This is a genomic window from Bacillus sp. FDAARGOS_1420, assembly GCF_019344915.1.
In the GTDB taxonomy this organism is placed as follows: domain Bacteria; phylum Bacillota; class Bacilli; order Bacillales; family Bacillaceae_G; genus Bacillus_A; species Bacillus_A mycoides.
In genome coordinates, this window is record NZ_JAHWJB010000001.1 from 1,378,694 (window position 1) to 1,396,805 (window position 18,112).

The 18,112-nt window shown below is 35.6% G+C and carries 19 protein-coding genes and 1 other RNA gene; 13 read left to right on the plus strand and 7 right to left on the minus strand.

From position 1 onward, the window contains the following. Window positions 1-75: 75 nt before the first annotated feature. From secG to I6L50_RS07240, 10 genes are all read left to right on the plus strand, one after another. Window positions 76-309: a preprotein translocase subunit SecG gene (secG, locus tag I6L50_RS07195; RefSeq protein ID WP_002016062.1), complete on the plus strand. Its 234-nt coding sequence runs from the start codon at window positions 76-78 to the stop codon at window positions 307-309. 161 nt (window positions 310-470) lie between these two features. Continuing rightward, window positions 471-1,211: an alpha/beta hydrolase gene (locus tag I6L50_RS07200; protein WP_162836430.1), complete on the plus strand. Its 741-nt coding sequence runs from the start codon at window positions 471-473 to the stop codon at window positions 1,209-1,211. A 222-nt stretch (window positions 1,212-1,433) separates the two neighbouring features. Further along, window positions 1,434-3,860, plus strand: coding sequence for a ribonuclease R (gene rnr / locus I6L50_RS07205; RefSeq protein ID WP_372488531.1), 2,427 nt, complete (start codon window positions 1,434-1,436; stop codon window positions 3,858-3,860). A gap of 338 nt (window positions 3,861-4,198) precedes the next feature. Beyond that, window positions 4,199-4,666: an SsrA-binding protein gene (gene smpB / locus I6L50_RS07210; protein WP_002034685.1), complete on the plus strand. Its 468-nt coding sequence runs from the start codon at window positions 4,199-4,201 to the stop codon at window positions 4,664-4,666. Window positions 4,667-4,791: 125 nt separating this feature from the next. Then, window positions 4,792-5,146: a transfer-messenger RNA gene (ssrA, locus tag I6L50_RS07215) on the plus strand. Window positions 5,147-5,528: 382 nt separating this feature from the next. Continuing rightward, window positions 5,529-6,206, plus strand: a complete 678-nt coding sequence (locus I6L50_RS07220; protein WP_002089527.1) for a response regulator transcription factor — start codon at window positions 5,529-5,531, stop codon at window positions 6,204-6,206. 480 nt (window positions 6,207-6,686) lie between these two features. After that, window positions 6,687-7,700 (plus strand): siderophore ABC transporter substrate-binding protein, encoded by a 1,014-nt coding sequence (locus I6L50_RS07225; RefSeq protein ID WP_002089526.1) that lies wholly within the window; start codon window positions 6,687-6,689, stop codon window positions 7,698-7,700. 19 nt (window positions 7,701-7,719) lie between these two features. After that, window positions 7,720-8,736: an ABC transporter permease gene (locus I6L50_RS07230; RefSeq protein ID WP_219300986.1), complete on the plus strand. Its 1,017-nt coding sequence runs from the start codon at window positions 7,720-7,722 to the stop codon at window positions 8,734-8,736. Beyond that, window positions 8,733-9,797 carry an iron chelate uptake ABC transporter family permease subunit gene (locus tag I6L50_RS07235; protein WP_219300987.1) on the plus strand — a complete coding sequence of 355 codons (1,065 nt, stop codon included), beginning with the start codon at window positions 8,733-8,735 and terminating at the stop codon, window positions 9,795-9,797. The genes I6L50_RS07230 and I6L50_RS07235 overlap by 4 nt, the downstream gene beginning before the upstream one ends. Beyond that, window positions 9,794-10,546 carry an iron ABC transporter ATP-binding protein gene (locus I6L50_RS07240; protein ID WP_002139178.1) on the plus strand — a complete coding sequence of 251 codons (753 nt, stop codon included), beginning with the start codon at window positions 9,794-9,796 and terminating at the stop codon, window positions 10,544-10,546. The genes I6L50_RS07235 and I6L50_RS07240 overlap by 4 nt, the downstream gene beginning before the upstream one ends. A gap of 552 nt (window positions 10,547-11,098) precedes the next feature. Here the strand turns inward: I6L50_RS07240 and I6L50_RS07250 are convergent. From I6L50_RS07250 to I6L50_RS07260, 3 genes are all read right to left on the minus strand, one after another. Then, window positions 11,099-12,379 carry a purine/pyrimidine permease gene (locus tag I6L50_RS07250; RefSeq protein ID WP_219300988.1) on the minus strand — a complete coding sequence of 427 codons (1,281 nt, stop codon included), beginning with the start codon at window positions 12,377-12,379 and terminating at the stop codon, window positions 11,099-11,101. Window positions 12,380-12,506: 127 nt separating this feature from the next. Further along, window positions 12,507-12,956, minus strand: coding sequence for a cyanase (cynS, locus tag I6L50_RS07255; RefSeq protein WP_001081567.1), 450 nt, complete (start codon window positions 12,954-12,956; stop codon window positions 12,507-12,509). Between the two features lie 31 nt (window positions 12,957-12,987). Beyond that, entirely contained in the window at window positions 12,988-13,569 is a 582-nt protein-coding gene (locus tag I6L50_RS07260) for a beta-class carbonic anhydrase (protein WP_219300989.1), read from the minus strand. 167 nt (window positions 13,570-13,736) lie between these two features. Between I6L50_RS07260 and I6L50_RS07265 the strand changes: the two genes are divergently transcribed. Then, window positions 13,737-14,168 carry an Lrp/AsnC family transcriptional regulator gene (locus tag I6L50_RS07265; RefSeq protein WP_219300990.1) on the plus strand — a complete coding sequence of 144 codons (432 nt, stop codon included), beginning with the start codon at window positions 13,737-13,739 and terminating at the stop codon, window positions 14,166-14,168. A 262-nt stretch (window positions 14,169-14,430) separates the two neighbouring features. On the opposite strand, the gene I6L50_RS07270 is transcribed toward I6L50_RS07265, so the two are convergent. From I6L50_RS07270 to I6L50_RS07280, 3 genes are all read right to left on the minus strand, one after another. Further along, complete coding sequence (locus I6L50_RS07270) at window positions 14,431-14,670, minus strand: DUF896 domain-containing protein (RefSeq protein WP_219300991.1); 240 nt, start codon at window positions 14,668-14,670, stop codon at window positions 14,431-14,433. A 19-nt stretch (window positions 14,671-14,689) separates the two neighbouring features. Further along, the gene (locus I6L50_RS07275) at window positions 14,690-15,682 is read right to left on the minus strand and encodes an MsnO8 family LLM class oxidoreductase (protein WP_219300992.1); all 993 of its coding nucleotides are present in this window, start codon (window positions 15,680-15,682) and stop codon (window positions 14,690-14,692) included. A 69-nt stretch (window positions 15,683-15,751) separates the two neighbouring features. Beyond that, a complete protein-coding gene (locus I6L50_RS07280; protein ID WP_219300993.1) occupies window positions 15,752-16,399 on the minus strand; it encodes a nitroreductase family protein in 648 nt (215 codons plus the stop codon). Between the two features lie 164 nt (window positions 16,400-16,563). Between I6L50_RS07280 and I6L50_RS07285 the strand changes: the two genes are divergently transcribed. Together I6L50_RS07285 and psiE are read left to right on the plus strand one after the other, a co-directional pair. Then, window positions 16,564-16,920 (plus strand): winged helix-turn-helix transcriptional regulator, encoded by a 357-nt coding sequence (locus I6L50_RS07285; RefSeq protein ID WP_016121030.1) that lies wholly within the window; start codon window positions 16,564-16,566, stop codon window positions 16,918-16,920. A gap of 71 nt (window positions 16,921-16,991) precedes the next feature. Next, entirely contained in the window at window positions 16,992-17,396 is a 405-nt protein-coding gene (gene psiE / locus I6L50_RS07290) for a phosphate-starvation-inducible protein PsiE (protein WP_016121029.1), read from the plus strand. Between the two features lie 108 nt (window positions 17,397-17,504). On the opposite strand, the gene I6L50_RS07295 is transcribed toward psiE, so the two are convergent. Further along, window positions 17,505-17,978, minus strand: coding sequence for a DUF4362 domain-containing protein (locus tag I6L50_RS07295; protein WP_219300994.1), 474 nt, complete (start codon window positions 17,976-17,978; stop codon window positions 17,505-17,507). Between the last annotated feature and the right edge of the window lie 134 nt (window positions 17,979-18,112).

An 18,112-nucleotide genomic window follows, 5' to 3' on the forward strand; every position in this document is an offset into this window, starting at 1 on the left:
ATTCTATAGCTCTCGCTTTTCTATAGGATTTATGCTACATTTAAAATAACTGAATCTTTGTAGGAGGTACGCCAAGTGCATACGTTATTATCAGTTTTACTTATTATTGTATCGATTTTAATGATTGTTATGGTACTTATGCAGTCTAGTAATAGCTCAGGCCTTTCAGGCGCTATTTCAGGTGGTGCAGAGCAATTGTTTGGTAAGCAAAAAGCACGTGGAATTGAAGCGGTATTAAACCGTGTTACAGTTGTCTTAGCTGTACTATTCTTCGTACTAACAATTGGTGTTACGTACTTAAATTTATAAAATTAAAAGAAGAAGCGTTAGCGGATTATGCTAATGGTTCTTCTTTTTTTGATTTGTTATTCAAAAAAAGTTTCTAATTAGATTATAGAATTATAAATATGGTACACTAAGAATAGAAAGAATACGACTAGATTACAGAAGAGAAAGAGGAGAAGTACATGATGAAATTAGCATCTCCGAAACCATTTACATTTGAAGGTGGAGACCGCGCTGTTTTATTATTACATGGATTCACAGGAAACTCAGCTGACGTACGCATGCTAGGGCGTTTCTTAGAGAAGAAAGGCTATACTTGTCATGCGCCAATTTATAAAGGACACGGCGTACCACCAGAAGAGCTTGTTCATACAGGACCTGAAGACTGGTGGAAAGATGTAATGAATGCCTACCAGCATTTAAAAGATCAAGGTTACGAGAAAATAGCTGCGGTTGGATTATCATTAGGCGGAGTATTCTCATTAAAACTTGCTTATACATTACCGATTTTAGGTGTTGTACCAATGTGTGCACCGATGTACATTAAAAGTGAAGAAATTATGTACCAAGGTATATTGGCATATGCCCGCGAATATAAAAAGCGTGAGCAAAAATCACCAGAACGAATTGAGCAGGAAATGTTTGAATTTAAACAGACACCAATGAATACATTAAAAGCATTACAGGAGTTGATTCGTGACGTACGCAATAATGTTGATATGATTTATGCTCCAACATTCGTTGTGCAAGCACGTCATGATGAGATGATTAATACAGATAGTGCTAACATTATTTATAACGGTGTAGAATCTACGTTAAAAGACATTAAATGGTATGAAGACTCTACGCATGTCATTACACTTGATAAAGAACGTGATGTGCTACATGAGGATGTATATAACTTCTTGGAGCAACTAGATTGGTAAGGTCTAGTTGCCTCTTTTTTTCATAAGGGAATTTTTATCCCGCTATTTGTGGGCTAATAATCAGTGGGGACGGACAAAAAACTACTGGTTAAAGTTACACTTTATGAAAGCTGTAAAAAATCATTGGGAGATGATTAAAGTTTCACTTTATACATCCCCCATCTTTCGGATACACTAAATAATATAAGGGTTTAAAGGAGGTATTTCTGCTTGGAAGAAATCATGCAAGAACATATTGATAAGTTGTTATTATTTATGAGGGAAGAAGCGTATAAACCGTTAACGATACAAGAATTAGAATCGGCATTTGGAATCGAAGGCTCTGAGGGCTTTAAAGATTTCGTAAAGGCACTTGTAATGATGGAAGAGAAGGGGCTTGTTATCCGCACACGTAGTAACCGCTACGGTCTTCCAGAAAAAATGAATTTAGTACGCGGTAAATTAATTGGGCACGCACGTGGTTTTGCGTTCGTCGTTCCAGAAGAGAAGAAAACAGGAGATGATGATCTTTTCATCCCGCCGACAGAATTAAATGGTGCACTTCATGGTGATACAGTATTAGCACGTGTTAGCGCACAATCAAGTGGATCCCGCCAAGAAGGCGCGATTGTTCGTATTTTAGAGCGTGGAACGAAGGAACTAGTTGGTACATATACAGAGTCAAAGAACTTTGGATTTGTTATACCTGATAATAAACGCTGGACAAGTGACATTTTTATCTTGAAAAGTGCATCTATGGGCGCTGTAGAAGGCCATAAAGTAGTTGTGAAAATTACGGGCTACCCAGAGAACCGTTTAAGCGCAGAAGGTGAAGTTATTCAAATTCTAGGTCATAAAAATGACCCAGGAGTAGATATTTTATCTGTCATTCATAAACATCATTTACCTTTAGCATTCCCTGAAGAAGTGATGGAGCATGCAAACAGTGTACCAGAAACGATTTCAGAAGAAGATATAAAAGATCGTCGTGATTTACGTGATCAAATGATTGTTACAATTGATGGTGCGGATGCGAAAGACTTAGATGACGCTGTTACAGTAACGAAGCTTGAGAACGGTAACTATAAGCTTGGCGTTCATATTGCGGATGTAAGTCATTACGTTCAAGAAGGTTCTCCAATTGATGTTGAAGCAGCAGAGAGAGCAACGAGTGTATATCTTGTAGACCGTGTAATTCCGATGATTCCGCATCGTTTATCAAACGGTATTTGTTCATTAAATCCGAAAGTAGACCGTCTGACACTATCTTGTGAAATGGAAATCAACAATCTAGGTGATGTTGTAAAACACGAGATTTTCCAAAGTGTAATTAAAACGACAGAGCGTATGACGTATGCTGACGTAAGAAGCATTTTAGAAGATGAAGACGAAGCGCTAATTGAACGCTACGAGCCGCTAGTACCAATGTTTAAAGAAATGGGGCAGTTAGCACAAATTTTACGTGAAAAACGTATGCGCCGTGGTGCGATTGACTTTGACTTTAAAGAAGCGAAAGTACTAGTAGATGAAGAAGGAAAACCGACTGATGTTGTAATGCGTGATCGTTCTGTATCAGAGAAGTTAATTGAAGAGTTTATGCTTGTTGCGAACGAAACAGTAGCGGAGCATTTCCACTGGATGAACGTACCGTTTATGTACCGTGTCCATGAAGATCCGAAAGAAGATAAGCTTGAGCGTTTCTTCGAGTTTGTAACAAACTTCGGATATGCAGTAAAAGGACGTGCGAATGAAATACACCCTCGTGCATTGCAGCAAATTCTTGAAATGGTTCAAGGTCAGCCGGAAGAAATAGTCATTTCAACAGTTATGCTTCGTTCTATGAAGCAAGCACGTTACGATTCGAACAGCTTAGGACATTTTGGTTTATCAACTGAGTTCTACACGCATTTCACATCGCCAATTCGTCGTTACCCAGATACGATTGTTCATAGATTGATTCGTGAATACATCATTAATGGTAAAGTAGACAACGAAACGCAAGCGAAATGGCGTGAAAACTTACCTGAGATTGCAGAGCACTCTTCTAATATGGAACGCCGCGCTGTTGAAGCAGAGCGTGAAACAGACGAAATGAAAAAAGCAGAGTATATGGTTGATAAGATCGGTGAAGAGTATGACGGTATGATTAGCTCTGTAACAAACTTCGGTTTATTCGTAGAGCTTCCAAATACAATTGAAGGTCTTGTACACGTTAGCTATTTAACAGATGATTACTACCGTTATGACGAAAAACATTTTGCGATGATTGGAGAACGTACAGGTAACGTATTCCGCATCGGTGACGAAATTACAATTCGTGTTATTAACGTAAATAAAGACGAGCGCGCAATCGACTTTGAAATCGTTGGCATGAAAGGCACACCTCGTCGTAAGTTCAAAGATCGTCCAGTTGTGATTGAACAGCCAAGAACAGGCAGAAAGAAACGCGGTGGACGTAGCGAACGTAGTAATGAGCGCGGTGGTGAACGCGGCACAGGAAGAAAGTTTGATCGTGGTGGACAAGGAAAAGGAAAAGCATCAGCATCTGCATCCACATCCGCTAGTCAGCCAGGGAAAAAAGATGGTAATAGTAATGGTAATGGTAAGAAGAAAAAAGGATTCTTTGAAAATGTACCAGGATTCAAGAAGAAAAAGAAAAAGCGCAAGTAAGAGAAGAGTGGCTTCGCCTCACATTCTGAGCGAGCCACTTTCGCTTTTTGTTGAATCCAGCTACAGTGGCTAGAATCTATTGGCCATTTCGCGCCCTCGGACGAAGCAAAAAGCGCTTCTTTGTCGGGAGCTCCAATGTCCAAAGATTCTGAGCGAGCCACTTTCGCTTTTTGTTGAATCCAGCTACAGTGGCTAGAATCTATTGGCCATTTCGCGCCCTCGGACGAAGCAAAAAGCGCTTCTTTGTCGGGAGCTCCAATGTCCAAAGATTCTGAGCGAGCCACTTTCGCTTTTGGTTTACATTTGTTACAATGGTAAAAATAGAGGAGGGACGTTATATGCCAAAGGGTACAGGTAAGGTTATTGCGCAAAATAAAAAGGCATTTCATGATTATTTCATCGAAGAAACATACGAAGTAGGGCTTGTCCTTCAAGGAACGGAAATTAAGTCGATTCGCGCTGGACGCGTGAACTTGAAAGACGCGTTTGCACGTATACATAACGGTGAAGTATGGGTTCATAATATGCATATTAATACATATGAACAAGGGAATCGTTTTAATCACGATCCGCTTCGTACAAGAAAGTTACTTCTTCATAAGAAAGAAATTGATAAGCTAGCAGGTTATGCAAAAGAAACAGGTTATGCATTAGTTCCAGTTAGAATCTATTTGAAAAATGGATTTGCGAAAATGGCACTTGGTTTAGCAAAAGGTAAGAAGCAATATGATAAGCGTCACGATTTAAAAGAGAAAGAAGCTAAACGTGAAATTGCACGCGTGTTCCGTGATCGTCAAAAGATGTAATACAGATATTTACATTTGTAAAACGGCGCGCGTATGATATAATAACTTATGTAAGATTGTTGCACATTGAAAAATAGCTCTTAGTAGCTATCACGATATTTCTTCGTATGCTCCATTTTTATCATGGGGACGTTACGGATTCGACAGGGATAGTTCGAGCTTAGGTTGCGAGTCGAGGGGATCGGCCTCGTTAAAACGTCAAAGCCTATAATTGGCAAACAAAACAATCTTTCTTTAGCTGCTTAATTGCACTAAAGGTTCCTCCCTCCATCGTCCATGTGGTAGGGTAAGGGACTCAAACTAAGTGGACTACGCCGGAGTTCGCCGTCTGAGGGCGAAGGAAGAGAACAATCAGACTAGCAACTTGGAAGCCTGTCGATAGGCCGAAGAGTTCGCGAAATGCTAATATATCGACTACACTCGTAGAAGCTTAAGTGCCGATATTTTTGGACGTGGGTTCGACTCCCACCGTCTCCACCAATACATAACTGTTTGGTGGTTTTTTATTTTGTATGATATGAACCATAACTTTGCCAGAATGGCGGGGTTATGGTTCTTTTTGTTTTGTGGTTTGATAAAATGCTTAAGTTGAGGACGGTACCCTTGAAACAGAAACTGAGGGAATCGTTATTGATAATAAGCAGCTAGATAATATAGTTGCTCTTAATGATTAAATAATATGTATTTAAATCTTCATATATTTTGTGTTTTTATCCATATCTATTGTAAGATTATATAGAGTTCTCCTAATAAGCTGTTATAATGGCTTTTTTTAGGGATTTAATATTTATAAATCTTAAATTATTTTTTGGGGATAACTTTTTATCTAACTAAGTTATATTGAAGTAGAGGTGAACCATCGGTGAAGCAGGTGTTAGTAATTAAGAATGAACGGTCTTTTGCAAAGAAAATCGTAAGCGGTCTAACGCAAGAGGGCTATTTCATTTTAAAACTTCACAATGAAAACCAAGGTTTAAATATAGTATATGAACAAGATTGGGATATTATCATATTGGATTGGGATTCATTAAGTATATCGGGGCCAGAAATTTGTAGACAAATACGACTTGTTAAAACGACACCGATAATTATTGTGACCGACAATATTTCTAGCAAGGATTGCATAGCAGGGCTACAAGCAGGAGCAGATGATTATATAAGAAAACCATTTGTGAAAGAAGAATTAGTAGCGAGGGTTCAAGCTATTTTAAGGAGAAGTGACTGTATCCAACAAAATGAGACAAACTTTTTTCAGTTTAAAGATCTCTTTGTTGATGCATCTAGCCATATTGTGAAAAAAGGTGGTAAAAATCTCTCGCTTACTAAGCGCGAGTACGATTTACTTGTATTTTTAATTAAGAATAAAAATACAATATTGAGCCGTGAAATGCTTTTGAATCAGGTTTGGGGATATAACGTAGTAGTCAATCCAAATGTAGTAGACTTATATATTGGGTATGTAAGAAAAAAGTTAAAGTGCGAGAAGAAAGAGAGATATATTCAAACGATACATGGCAGAGGCTATTCAATGGTTGAATGATAAAAATAAAATAATAGGTAAAGTACAGTTTGTCATAATAGAAAAAACGAGTAAAACTATTTCATACAGTTTTACTCGTTTTTTCTATTAAACCTGATAATCAAATAGTTTCTGTGAAATATTAAAAGACGGAAACTATAAAAAGAAGATTACTACCAGACAATAGATTATGAAAAATTAGCTATTAATGGGCATTTTTTTGTAGTAGAAATCATGGTTTATAAGGTGCCCAATCTATTGATTAGTACGTGTGGGGGAGGACTCTGGTGCGCATTAGATGAGACTGTATCTAATTTATGTTTAATTTTATTAACTCACACCATTCACAAGATTTTCACATAATTAATGACTATACTTATTAACAGGATATTCAAATGAAAATGATTATCAATAGCAATTTAGATACATAAAGGTTACTATCTAATTTAATCTATGGACGTTATCATTTTCGAACTAAATTACATTATAAGGAGTATACGTATGAAAAAAACTATGCTTTTAAAATTAGTAAGTATTTTAGCAATTTTCACTTTAATGTTAGCAGCTTGCTCAGATTCAAGTAAGGAAACTTCGAAAGCTAATAAAGGTGATAGTAGTGATAAGCCAAAAACAGTTGAAATCACTGATGCACATGGAACTGTTAAAGTCCCTGTAAATCCAAAAAATGTAGTTGCTTTGGATAATAGAACTTTTGAAACTTTAGCTGATTGGGGAATTAAATTAGCGGCTGCTCCAAAGGATGTAATGCCTGCAGATTCAGCATATGTAAAGGATAGTAAAGTTCAAAATATTGGAAATCACCGCGAACCAAATCTTGAAATTATTGCAGCGGCAAACCCTGACCTTGTAATCGTTGGTCAAAGATTTGCTGGCCATTACGAAGAGATCAAAAAATTAGTGCCAAATGCAGCTGTTATTGATCTTAATGTTGATGTTTCTGAGAAAGCTACTAAGCCTGGAGAAAACTTAGTAAAAGGACTTAAAGATTCTACAATTTCTTTAGGGAAAATCTTTGATAAAGATAAAGAAGCTAAAAAATTAGTAGCTGATTTTGATAAATCTATTGAAAATGTAAAATCTGCTTATAATGGAAAAGATAAAGTTATGAGTGTTATCGTTACTGGTGGGAATATTGGTTTTGCTGCTCCTCACTCTGGTCGCGTTTGGGGACCAATGTATGAGATTTTCGGTTGGGCTCCAGCACTAGAAGTGTCTAATTCTACTGCAGGTCATAAAGGTGATGACGTTTCTGTTGAAGCTATTGCACAAACAAATCCTGATTGGCTTTTCGTATTAGATCGTGATGCTGCAACATCTGATGCTGCTACTTCAGCTCCTGCTCAGGATGTTATTTCTAAATCACCTGCTCTTCAAAACACAACTGCTGTTTCTAAAAAACAAATTGTTTATGCACCAGCAGATACTTACACAAATGAATCAATTGAGACTTATATAGAGTTATTTGGAAATATCGCAAAAACTTTAGCTAAGTAGTGTAAAGGAGTACGAAACAGTGTCAAAAAATATGATTTCTAGGGTTGAGAATATTTCTCAACCCCAGTTTTATAACCACAATAAAATATGGACAAAACCTTTTATAATAGCGATTATAGTTGTTATAATTTTAGGGATTATATCACTGTTTACTGGAGTTTATGATATACGTGGACAAGAGGACGGAATGGAGATGTTTTTCATCACTCGTGTTCCGAGAACAGTTGCATTAATGCTTACTGGAGCTGCAATGGCGATGGCAGGGCTCGTAATGCAATTAATTACACAGAATCGTTTTGTTGAACCTACTACAACGGGGACTATTGAATGGTCAGGCTTAGGCCTGCTTTTTGTATATTTATTATTTCCTGCCCCGACGTTAGTTCAAAGAATGACTGGTGCAATCATTTTTTCTTTTATAGGAACTATGATTTTCTTTCTGTTTTTAAGAAGAGTTAAACTTCGTTCGTCTTTAATTGTCCCTATTATTGGATTGATGCTTGGAGCAGTTATTTCTGCAGTGTCTACTTTTTTGGGACTCCTTTTTCAAATGACGCAAAGTATTGAAACTTGGTTCGTAGGTTCATTTGCTACCGTTCAGGTGGGAAGATATGAATATTTATGGCTGATTGTTATCGTTACTGTGCTTATTTTTATGTATGCTAATAGATTGACTTTAGCTGGACTAGGAGAAGATGTAGCAACAAGCCTTGGAGTTAATTACAATAGGATTGTTCTTTTTGGGACTGGCCTTATCTCTGTTGCAGTTGGAATTGTTGCAGCTGTTATTGGAAACTTACCTTTCTTGGGATTAATTGTTCCAAACATTGTTTCAATGTTTAGAGGGGATGATCTTAGGAGTAATTTACCTTGGGTATGTGTGATCGGAATGGGGACAATAACTGCCTGTGACATCATTTCTCGAACAATTATAAAGCCTTTTGAAGTACCTGTTTCTTTAATACTTGCAACAGTGGGAGCAGTCGTGTTTATTACTATTTTATTGAGACGAAGAAAACCAAGGAGGCTACGATGATCACATTAGACTATAAAAATAAAGAAAATGTCGAAATCGATTCTAGCCTTCATAATGAAAGTAGATCAGCTAGCGCTTTTCGTTCTAAGAAGGAAGCAAGACGTTATTGGATTGTACTAATAACATTGATCGCTTTAGGTCTCCTTTCTTCATATGGACTTTTAGTTTATAACAATCCAGTTCCGATAGATTCACCTTCTTTTATCCCAGTTGTTAAGAGAAGGATAATAGCCATTGTTGCTATGATTATTGCTGCAGTTTGTCATAGTTTGTCGACAGTTGCTTTCCAATCTATTACGAATAATAAAATTATTACTCCTTCGCTTTTAGGTTTCGAATCACTTTATTCAGCAATTCAAACGAGTACAATATTCTTCTTTGGTGCTAGTGCATTGATAAATTTTAGTGGAATTGGATCATTTTTATTTCAAGTTGTTGTTATGGTCTTCATGAGTTTGATACTTTATGGATGGTTACTTTCCGGTAAATACGGGAATTTACAACTTATGCTTTTAGTTGGAATTATTATTGGTACCGGGCTAAATTCTGTGTCAACTTTCATGAGAAAACTACTTGCGCCTTCAGAGTTTGATATTTTACAAGCAAGGTTATTTGGTTCTGTTAATCATGCAGATCCTGCATATTTTCCTATTGTAATTCCTATGGTCATAATTGTAGCAGTATTAATTTTGGCTCATTCTAAGAATTTGAATGTTTTGTCACTAGGAAAGGATGTTGCTACTTCTTTTGGAGTTAAATATCAACCTAGTGTAATTTATACGCTTGTATTAGTTGCTATTTTGATGTCCATTTCAACAGCTCTAATTGGGCCACTTACTTTCTACGGCTTTTTAGTAGCAACTTTGAGTTATCAGGCCGCGTCAACTTATGATCATAGATATATTTTTCCAATGGCTTTTGCAATAGGATTTTTGATAATGACGAGTGCATACTTTTTAATGTATCATGTATTCCATGCTCAAGGTGTAGTTTCAGTTATTATTGAATTATTTGGTGGAATAATATTCTTAACTATAGTTTTAAGGAAGAGGGCTTTATGATAAAAATTGATAATGTTAAAAAGTTCTATACTGATAAGGTGAAAATAGGACCTTTGGATATTGAAATACCAAAAGCGGGCTTTACTTCTTTAATTGGACCAAATGGCGCTGGAAAGTCAACGACACTATTGATGATTGGAAGACTTTTAGATATGGATGAAGGCCAAATTCAGGTAGCAAATATGGATGTTTCTGAATCCAAATCAAAAGACTTAGCAAAAGTTTTGACTATATTGCGACAAGAAAATCATTTTGTAACTAGGCTTACTGTTAGACAATTAGTTGGATTTGGGCGCTTTCCTTATTCAAAGGGAAGATTAACTAAAGAGGATGAAGCTATTATTTCTAAATATATCGATTTTCTAGATTTAACTAATTTAGAGAATAGATATTTAGATGAGCTTTCTGGTGGTCAAAGACAAAGGGCATATGTAGCGATGGTGTTGTGCCAAGAGACTGAATATGTACTTTTGGACGAGCCTCTGAACAATCTTGATGTTGCTCGTTCTGTTCAAATGATGGAGCATTTGAGACGTGCGGCTAATGAATTTGGAAGAACAATTTTGACTGTTATGCATGACATAAATTTTGCAGCCAAATACTCTGATAAAATTTGTGCTATGAAAGATGGACAAATTGCTGCTTTTGGAACAGTAGAAGAGGTTATGGACCCGGAAATTTTGACAGATATTTTTGAAACAAAAATAGAAATTATCAATGGTCCTTATGGGCCAATCGCTGTTTATTAGTTACAAAGTGTAAAAAATGAGTATGTCAAAAAAGTACTGTAGCTTGCGTAAATCATGCCAGCTACTCTAGTTGAAGTTGCTGTCTGTATTTTATAGGCAGCAGCTTTTTTTTATGCGATTGCCCATGAGGACTCTTAATATTTCTGGATGCTCGTAACAGTCCTGCATGTATTTCATTACTTCTAGTCCTGCGACGCTTCCAACAATAAACTTGTAAATTACTCATAAAATGCAAAAGAACGCTTCGCTTTTTCAAGTATTTACCAAGCGGAAAAATTTATCTCTGTATAACTTTTTATAAGAATTCAGCTTGTTTTTTGTATGTAATATTGCATATAAGAGTGTATTGATAAAAGTGTAAGGGGTCACTATAATGAGGGCATAAAGATACATCACATTTTCGTAGCAATAAAAAATGAACAAAATGTTCCATTAACAAATGAAATAAAAGTTTCAATTGGAGGAACAACATTATACCCAACTGCTAGTATTAGTCATTAGGTATAAAAAGGTGCCCTGTAAACAGGGCGCTTTTTTACTTAGTCACAAATTTTACTCTTTCCAAAACTGTTCCAATAGAATGACAAGCATGGTACCCACAAGTAATCCATTACTTAAAACATATTGTAAGGAAGAAGGAATTCCGCTAAATGCACTTTCTGGAAGAAACATTATACCCAAACTGATTAATAATGAAATTCCTAATATAGTTAATTGGCGTTGATTTAATTCTTCACGTAAAATGGATTGAAATGAAATGCCTATTACTTGGACAAATGTTGCTAAAAGTGCGGCATTAGCAATAGGACCTGGTAGCAAGGATATAAAGTTTACAATTGAAGGAATAAAAGAAATTCCTGCTAATATAAGACTTGCTATAAGGAACGACTTCACTTTTCTTTGTCCTGTTAGTTGAATAAATCCTGCTGATGCAGGTAATGGTACAATTCCAATTGTAGAAAACAACGACGAGATAATATGCGATATACCTCCGGCCCACACGCCGCGGTTCAGTATTTGCTTTTCATTTTCTTTAGATGACGGAGCCACTTGTTTTACAGCCGAAATAGCAGCGATTGTATTTGCAACTAAAAGAAATGTAAATAAAGTTGCAGTTAGAGCCATTCCAATATCTAATCTAGGTGTGCCCCAAGAAAATAGCTCTGGTAACTTAACTAACGGTGTGTGTGAAGGCATATGAGATGATTTTCCTAATACAGCATACAAAAGCCAACCACATGAAATTCCAAGTAACACAGCGTAACTTTTCATCCATCCGTTCCCTTTAATTGATAAGAAAGTAATAAGGGCAAAAACAAAGAGCGCAATAGCAGCCGTTGTATAATCAGGATGAGTTACAGCTCCTTGTAATCCCATCATTCCTTTTAGTAACACACCACTAAGCTGAAGAGATAATATTAAAAGAAAAGTTCCTGTAACCAAGGGTGTAAATAAACGTAGAATTCGATGAGCAAGCCCTGTTATACCAAGGACGAAGAGTAATATACCTGCAATAATTAATCCGCCTTCTAGAAGTTGTAATACATCCTTTGCACTTTGTCCCTGATGCATAGCGACTTGTCCCAATATGACAAATATACTTACCCATGAACCGGCTGGCCCATCCGCTATGGGGTAGTGATGCCCAAACCATGCTTGTATAAATGAACTTACTCCTACAACTAAAAAAGTTCGTTGCATTAATGTTGAGATATCTTCTATTGATAAATGGAATATGCCACCAATAATGATAGGCAATGCAATTGCATTTGCTAATAAAAACACAAACCACTGTAGAATACTAAAGCTCGTATCGACGTATTTTTTATTCATATTATTCTCCCTTGTATAAAAAGAATCTCATAGTAAAAATCCATCCTTTCTACACAGCTAGATTAAAAAGGATGGATTTTGTAAATCTATAAAATTACTTTAATTATATAGATAGATTTTTAATTAATTACCATGTACGGAACGGTAAGAATTTCCCGTTAAGTGTAATCACGATACGAGGGTCGCCACCTTTTGGATCTTCTTGTGTGTCCACACCTAGATTGAAGTTAATTGCACTCATTACACCTTCGCCAGCTTTTTCTAGAATTAATTCTCTAAGAGTTGGTGCGTATTGTAACATCATTTCATATAATCGATATAAGATTGGGTCAGTAGGGGGCATTTGCATTACTTGACCTCTAAGTGGAACTACTGTTAATGCTTGAACTACTTCTTCATCTAATTCTAATAGTTTACCGATTTTTTCTGCTTCTGGACGTGTCATTGTAGCTTGTCCTAATAACGCTGTTACAACCCAAGTCTCAGAGTTTTCACTTACTTTTGAAATTTCTTCCCATGTTAAACCTTTTGCAATTTTTGCTTCCATAATTTTTTGCGTAGCTTCTTGTCTATTCATATCTAATAACTTCCCTTCATTTAAGTAATAATTAATTTTTCATACCATTTAATGCTTTATATCCATCAACTATTAAATCTAATTTACCTGTGTGAGGATCAATAACTAAACCATGTACAGGAACATCTTTTGGAATAAGTGGATGATTTCTTACTAAATCAACATTAGCTTGAGTTGAACCGTTGACATCATCGAATCCAAATAACCATTTTTCAAGGTCAACACCAGCATATTCAATCGCTGATAAAATTTCTGGTGAAGCTACTCCACGATCTAATATTTTTTGAAGTGTTCCTTTTGGATTAGTTTGACTCGCACCACATCTTTGGTGTCCGATAAGGAAGATTTCATCTGCATTTAAATCATATACTGATGCTACAACACTTTGCATAACACTATCGAAAGGAGAAGCAATTTTACCACCTGCATTTCTGATAACTTTTGCATCACCATCGTGTATATCTAAAGCTTTTGGAAGTAGCTCAATTAAGCGAGCATCCATACAAGAAACAACAACCATACGTTTTTTAGGCATTTTTGTCGCTTCACGAGGAGCGTATTCTTTATTTTCTACAAATTGTTCATTGAAGGATAAAATCTCTTGTAATAACATATTTGTAACCTCCTTTAAATCTAGATGTATTTTTTTGTTGCGTCCTCTGTGTTATAAGTAAATATAACTGATAAACAATGTGATGTAAGAGGATAAACTAAGTATAGTGAATTGTATCGATAAGCAGAATAAGTTGGCGAAACACTTTCGGGATTTCTACTTTCACGGTGAAAGGATTGGTTTATATCATTGATCAAACAGATTTTGAGATACTGAAATTATTAGGAGAAAACTCAAGAATACAATGGAAAGAACTTGGTCAGAAAATACATATGACGGGGCAGGCTGTAGGAAATCGAATTCGGAGATTAGAGGATTTAGGGATTATTGAACAATATACAATTGCAATAAACCGAATCAAATTAGGACAAATAGTGACTGCATTTGTTACTTTGTTCGTAACAACAGCTAATCATCAAGAGTTTATGAATTTCTTTCAAGGAGAAGAAGGGATTTCTGAAGTACACCGTATAAGCGGTGAGGGATGTTATTTATTAAAAACACATTTTGCTTCCAATGAAGACTTAGATAAATTTCTAGGACGACTATTAGAGTACGGGAATTATCGTGTTAACCTATCAATAGGAAAGTTAAAATAAGATTTCTTTTCTTTGAGGGTTATAGTAACCTTATTTGCTGTTTTGTGGAATTCACGGCAAACTTATAGGTAGAGTGACATTGTAGGATAAAAACCATAACTTTGCCGGAGGGGCGGGGGTATGGTTTTTTGTTTGTAGATTTTCAAGTTAGAACTAGAAGTTTGAAGGATACGTCGATGAGGTATGTAATGTTAACTTAATGATCCATCTGATCATATGTTTACTTAGATGAATCATTAAGTAACAAAAAGTCTCGGTATTTTCATGCATTGTTATCTGTGTTTAGTGATAGCTTTTGTTGTTCTTTTAATTTTTCAGGTGTCACGTCATTTCCTAAAGGATCTAATATTTTTAATCCTGTGACAGTGGTACTGATTTGACCGCGAATAATTTGAAGGTACTCCTCGCGTAATGCTTTACGCTCATGTAATTCTGTTTGTGTTAAACCGTCTTCTTTTTGTTTTTTAGCTAGTTCATTGATTCGATTTAAAACTTCAAGCATTGTTTTCCCGCCTTTCTTTTTATAGAAGCTCTTTTGCAAGTAGTCGATAAGATTGTAGTTTTGCGTCATGATTATGACTGATTGTCCCAATCATAGCTTCGTTAATTCCGAATTTTTCTTCATGTTCGCGAAGTGTATTTGCAACTTCTTTAGCACTTCCAACAAGGAATTTTTTACGATTGTTCTGTATATGCATTTTGTCCATTTCAGTGTAATTGTAATTTAGTGCTTCTTCAGGAGAAGGTACGTGGAAGTACTTACCTTTATCTAAAAATAATAGAGATAAATCTAAAGAAGCTGCATGATATTCTGCTTCTTCAGCAGTTTCCGCTGCTAGTGCAAAATACCCAATGTTTATTTTAGGCTTAACCATAAACTCAGAAGGGACGAAATTTTTAAGATAAGATTCTAACATTTCACTAGATAACTCCCCACTAATAAACTGAGCATAGGAATAACCAATACCAAATCTTCCTGCCTGTGCAGCGCTACTACCACTAGAACCTAATAGCCAAACTTCAGGTAATGGGGCACCTAATGGAGAAGCAAGCGTGCGATTGTATAAATGATCTGCAGGCATTGTTTCTGTCATAAACATCATCGTATCCATTAATTTATCGTACAGATTCAGCATATTTGGATGTTTTCCTTCATGTAATGCAAGTGTAGAAAATTGATTGCCACCTGGCGCTCGACCTACACCGAAATCAATTCTATCTGGATATAAAGATGTTAATGTTTTAAATACTTCTGCCATCTTTAATGGTGAATGGTGCATTAACATCATTCCACCAGAACCAACGCGAATTTGCTCTGTTACAGATGCGATATGAGAGATCATAATTTCTGGTGAAGCACTAGCAAAATTGGCTGAACCATGATGCTCAGAATACCATAGTCTGTGATAGCCTAGTTTATCTACTAACTGTGCTAATTCAATCGTATTTTTAAAAGTTTCTTGAGTAGTTACCCCGTTTGAAACTGGAGTTTGATCTAAAACACTTAATTTCATAAGAAAACCTCTTTTCTTCTTAGTAGTGTTTATCGTACTTTCATTCCAAAAGTACGATAAACACGGTGATTAAAACTCGCCATTCCAAGACGTTACTTCATCTACAGTTAATCGAACTGATGGGAATCCTGGCTCTTTTGCTTTGCCTAATGCAATCATTAAGACGTCAGTTAAGTTTTCTTGAACGTTAAATGCTTTGCGGAATTCTTCAACGTTATAGCCAAGCATTGGGACTGTATCGTATCCTCTCGCTTTTGCAGCAAGCATAAATTGCATAGCTAGCAAACCACCGTCAAGCATTTGCCATTCTCTTTTTCCTTGTTCACTTACAGGTGCATAAAACTCACGAATACTTTTGTTCAGTCTGTTTTTAATTTCTTCTGTCATGAATCCAGCAGCTACTGCACGTTCATTCACCTTATTGATATGTTCGAATTCATGGGCGTTCTTTTCGCTTAAAATTACGATCATAGCGGATGCTTCTAGCACTTGTGGTTGATTTAAAGCAATTGGATGAAGCTTCTCTTTTAAGTCTTGATCTGTAATTACCATGAAACGCCATGGGTTTAAGTTGGAACTACTTGGTGCTAGCATTGCTTCTTCTAAAAGTTCTTTAATTTCTTCATCAGAGATTGTAACTGAAGGATCATAAGAGCGAACGGAACGGCGCTCACGAATCACATCATAAAAATTTGCAGTACGATTTTCTTTTTTCATTTTAAAATACCTCCACTAATTTAATGCTCTGTTATAAGTTGCTTACATGCATCATTATGGTATAGTACAGATATTATGAAAAGTACGCACTTTTCCGTGATATAGACACCATCTCGTGACATAGGCACGAGAAAGTGCCTATCAAAATACAGAAGGAGTTCAATATGAAAAAAGAGTATAACAATAGAATTGAAGTCGTTTTGGATGTGATCGGAGGTAAGTGGAAATCCCACATTTTATATCATTTAACAAGCGGACCGACAAGAACGGGTGAGTTAAAACGATTGGTAACTGGTATTACACAAAAAATGCTTACTGAGCAATTGAAAGAGCTTGAAAAAGATGGGCTTGTGTCTAGAAAAGTATATAATCAAGTACCACCGAAAGTTGAGTATTCTCTTACAGAACAGGGAGAATCATTAAAAAAGGGTTTGAAGGTGCTTTGCGATTGGGGAAGCGATTATATTAAGCATAAATATCCGAATGGTGAAGTAATCGTGAAAGAGGACGATCATATATGATTTAACATTTCTGTAAGTATAATTTTGCTATAATGAATAAGTACTTACACGAAGGGGAGCTAAAAGAGAAAATGAAGTCATTTAATATCGATCATTATATAGCTAGCGTTTTACAGTGGATATTAAATATAGCGTTAATCATATTATCCATTGTTTTATCGATCTTTTTAATTAACGAGACGATTACTTTTGTTCAATACATATTTTCAGCGAAGAAGTATACATCTTATAAATTAGTTGAGAGTATCATCGTCTATTTCCTATACTTCGAGTTCATCGCATTAATTATTAAGTATTTTAAGTCGAATTATCATTTTCCGTTACGTTATTTTATTTATATCGGAATTACGGCGTTAATTCGTTTAATTATCGTGTCTCATGAGGAACCAATGGAGACGTTATTATACGCGGGAGCAATTCTTGTTTTAGTTATTTCTTTATACATATCAAATATGAGAGATTTGAGAAAAGAGTAGTAGTGCAGACTTTTGTTTGTGCTACTTTTTTATTTGCAGCTTGAGTTTGGTGTAGGAAATCTGGAACAGAAAAGAGATGGCAAAGCCATCCCTTAATGAGATTGGATATTATTTTGAGGCTGTAATCAAATTGATAATGTCAGGACATTCTAATTTATAAGTTACTTTGTTGTCTTCAATATCTTTCTTTATTTTTTGACATATATTATTTGAATATTGAATATCTTGGTTTTCGTTATGTTTTTCATTTGTTTTTGTGTAGTCGACATCATAATAGATGGAGGTAGAGTCCTTTTCTTTTTTTACAGTTAAATCAATGATAGCAGGCTCGTTCTTGTTATTAAATTTAGTAATTCTAACTGAATCATCTTTATTTAAATTATAGTTTTCTATGAAAGTATCTAATTTTTCTATGTTATAAACTTTATCGTCTTTTTCAATAATATCGCCACGTTTTTTGGAAGCCTCAAAAGTATATGTCTCGTTTTTATTGTTGTTTTTCTCATTATTAGCACAACCAATGAGAGTAAATAAGGCTAGCGAGATTAAAGGTGACGCATACTTTCTATATTGTATTTTCATAAATTCAGCCCCTTTTCTTAATTTTTAGCAATAAATTATATTTGTAATAATATTTTATCTTACATAGAGTTAGCCTAGATTAAGCGTAATTTATTTTTTTATTAATTTACCGTAAATATCCTCATTTTTTTCAT

What these genes read in the sequence shown, in the direction of transcription:
- I6L50_RS07200 (WP_162836430.1), top strand. Translation starts at nt 471, where the DNA reads ATGAAATTAGCATCTCCGAAACCATTTACATTTGAAGGTGGAGACCGC.
- rnr (WP_372488531.1), top strand. Translation starts at nt 1,434, where the DNA reads ATGCAAGAACATATTGATAAGTTGTTATTATTTATGAGGGAAGAAGCG.
- smpB (WP_002034685.1), top strand. Translation starts at nt 4,199, where the DNA reads ATGCCAAAGGGTACAGGTAAGGTTATTGCGCAAAATAAAAAGGCATTT.
- I6L50_RS07225 (WP_002089526.1), top strand. Translation starts at nt 6,687, where the DNA reads ATGAAAAAAACTATGCTTTTAAAATTAGTAAGTATTTTAGCAATTTTC.
- I6L50_RS07235 (WP_219300987.1), top strand. Translation starts at nt 8,733, where the DNA reads ATGATCACATTAGACTATAAAAATAAAGAAAATGTCGAAATCGATTCT.
- I6L50_RS07240 (WP_002139178.1), top strand. Translation starts at nt 9,794, where the DNA reads ATGATAAAAATTGATAATGTTAAAAAGTTCTATACTGATAAGGTGAAA.
- I6L50_RS07250 (WP_219300988.1), bottom strand. Translation starts at nt 12,379, where the DNA reads ATGAATAAAAAATACGTCGATACGAGCTTTAGTATTCTACAGTGGTTT.
- cynS (WP_001081567.1), bottom strand. Translation starts at nt 12,956, where the DNA reads ATGAATAGACAAGAAGCTACGCAAAAAATTATGGAAGCAAAAATTGCA.
- I6L50_RS07260 (WP_219300989.1), bottom strand. Translation starts at nt 13,569, where the DNA reads ATGTTATTACAAGAGATTTTATCCTTCAATGAACAATTTGTAGAAAAT.
- I6L50_RS07270 (WP_219300991.1), bottom strand. Translation starts at nt 14,670, where the DNA reads ATGCTTGAAGTTTTAAATCGAATCAATGAACTAGCTAAAAAACAAAAA.
- I6L50_RS07275 (WP_219300992.1), bottom strand. Translation starts at nt 15,682, where the DNA reads ATGAAATTAAGTGTTTTAGATCAAACTCCAGTTTCAAACGGGGTAACT.
- I6L50_RS07280 (WP_219300993.1), bottom strand. Translation starts at nt 16,399, where the DNA reads ATGAAAAAAGAAAATCGTACTGCAAATTTTTATGATGTGATTCGTGAG.
- I6L50_RS07285 (WP_016121030.1), top strand. Translation starts at nt 16,564, where the DNA reads ATGAAAAAAGAGTATAACAATAGAATTGAAGTCGTTTTGGATGTGATC.
- psiE (WP_016121029.1), top strand. Translation starts at nt 16,992, where the DNA reads ATGAAGTCATTTAATATCGATCATTATATAGCTAGCGTTTTACAGTGG.
- I6L50_RS07295 (WP_219300994.1), bottom strand. Translation starts at nt 17,978, where the DNA reads ATGAAAATACAATATAGAAAGTATGCGTCACCTTTAATCTCGCTAGCC.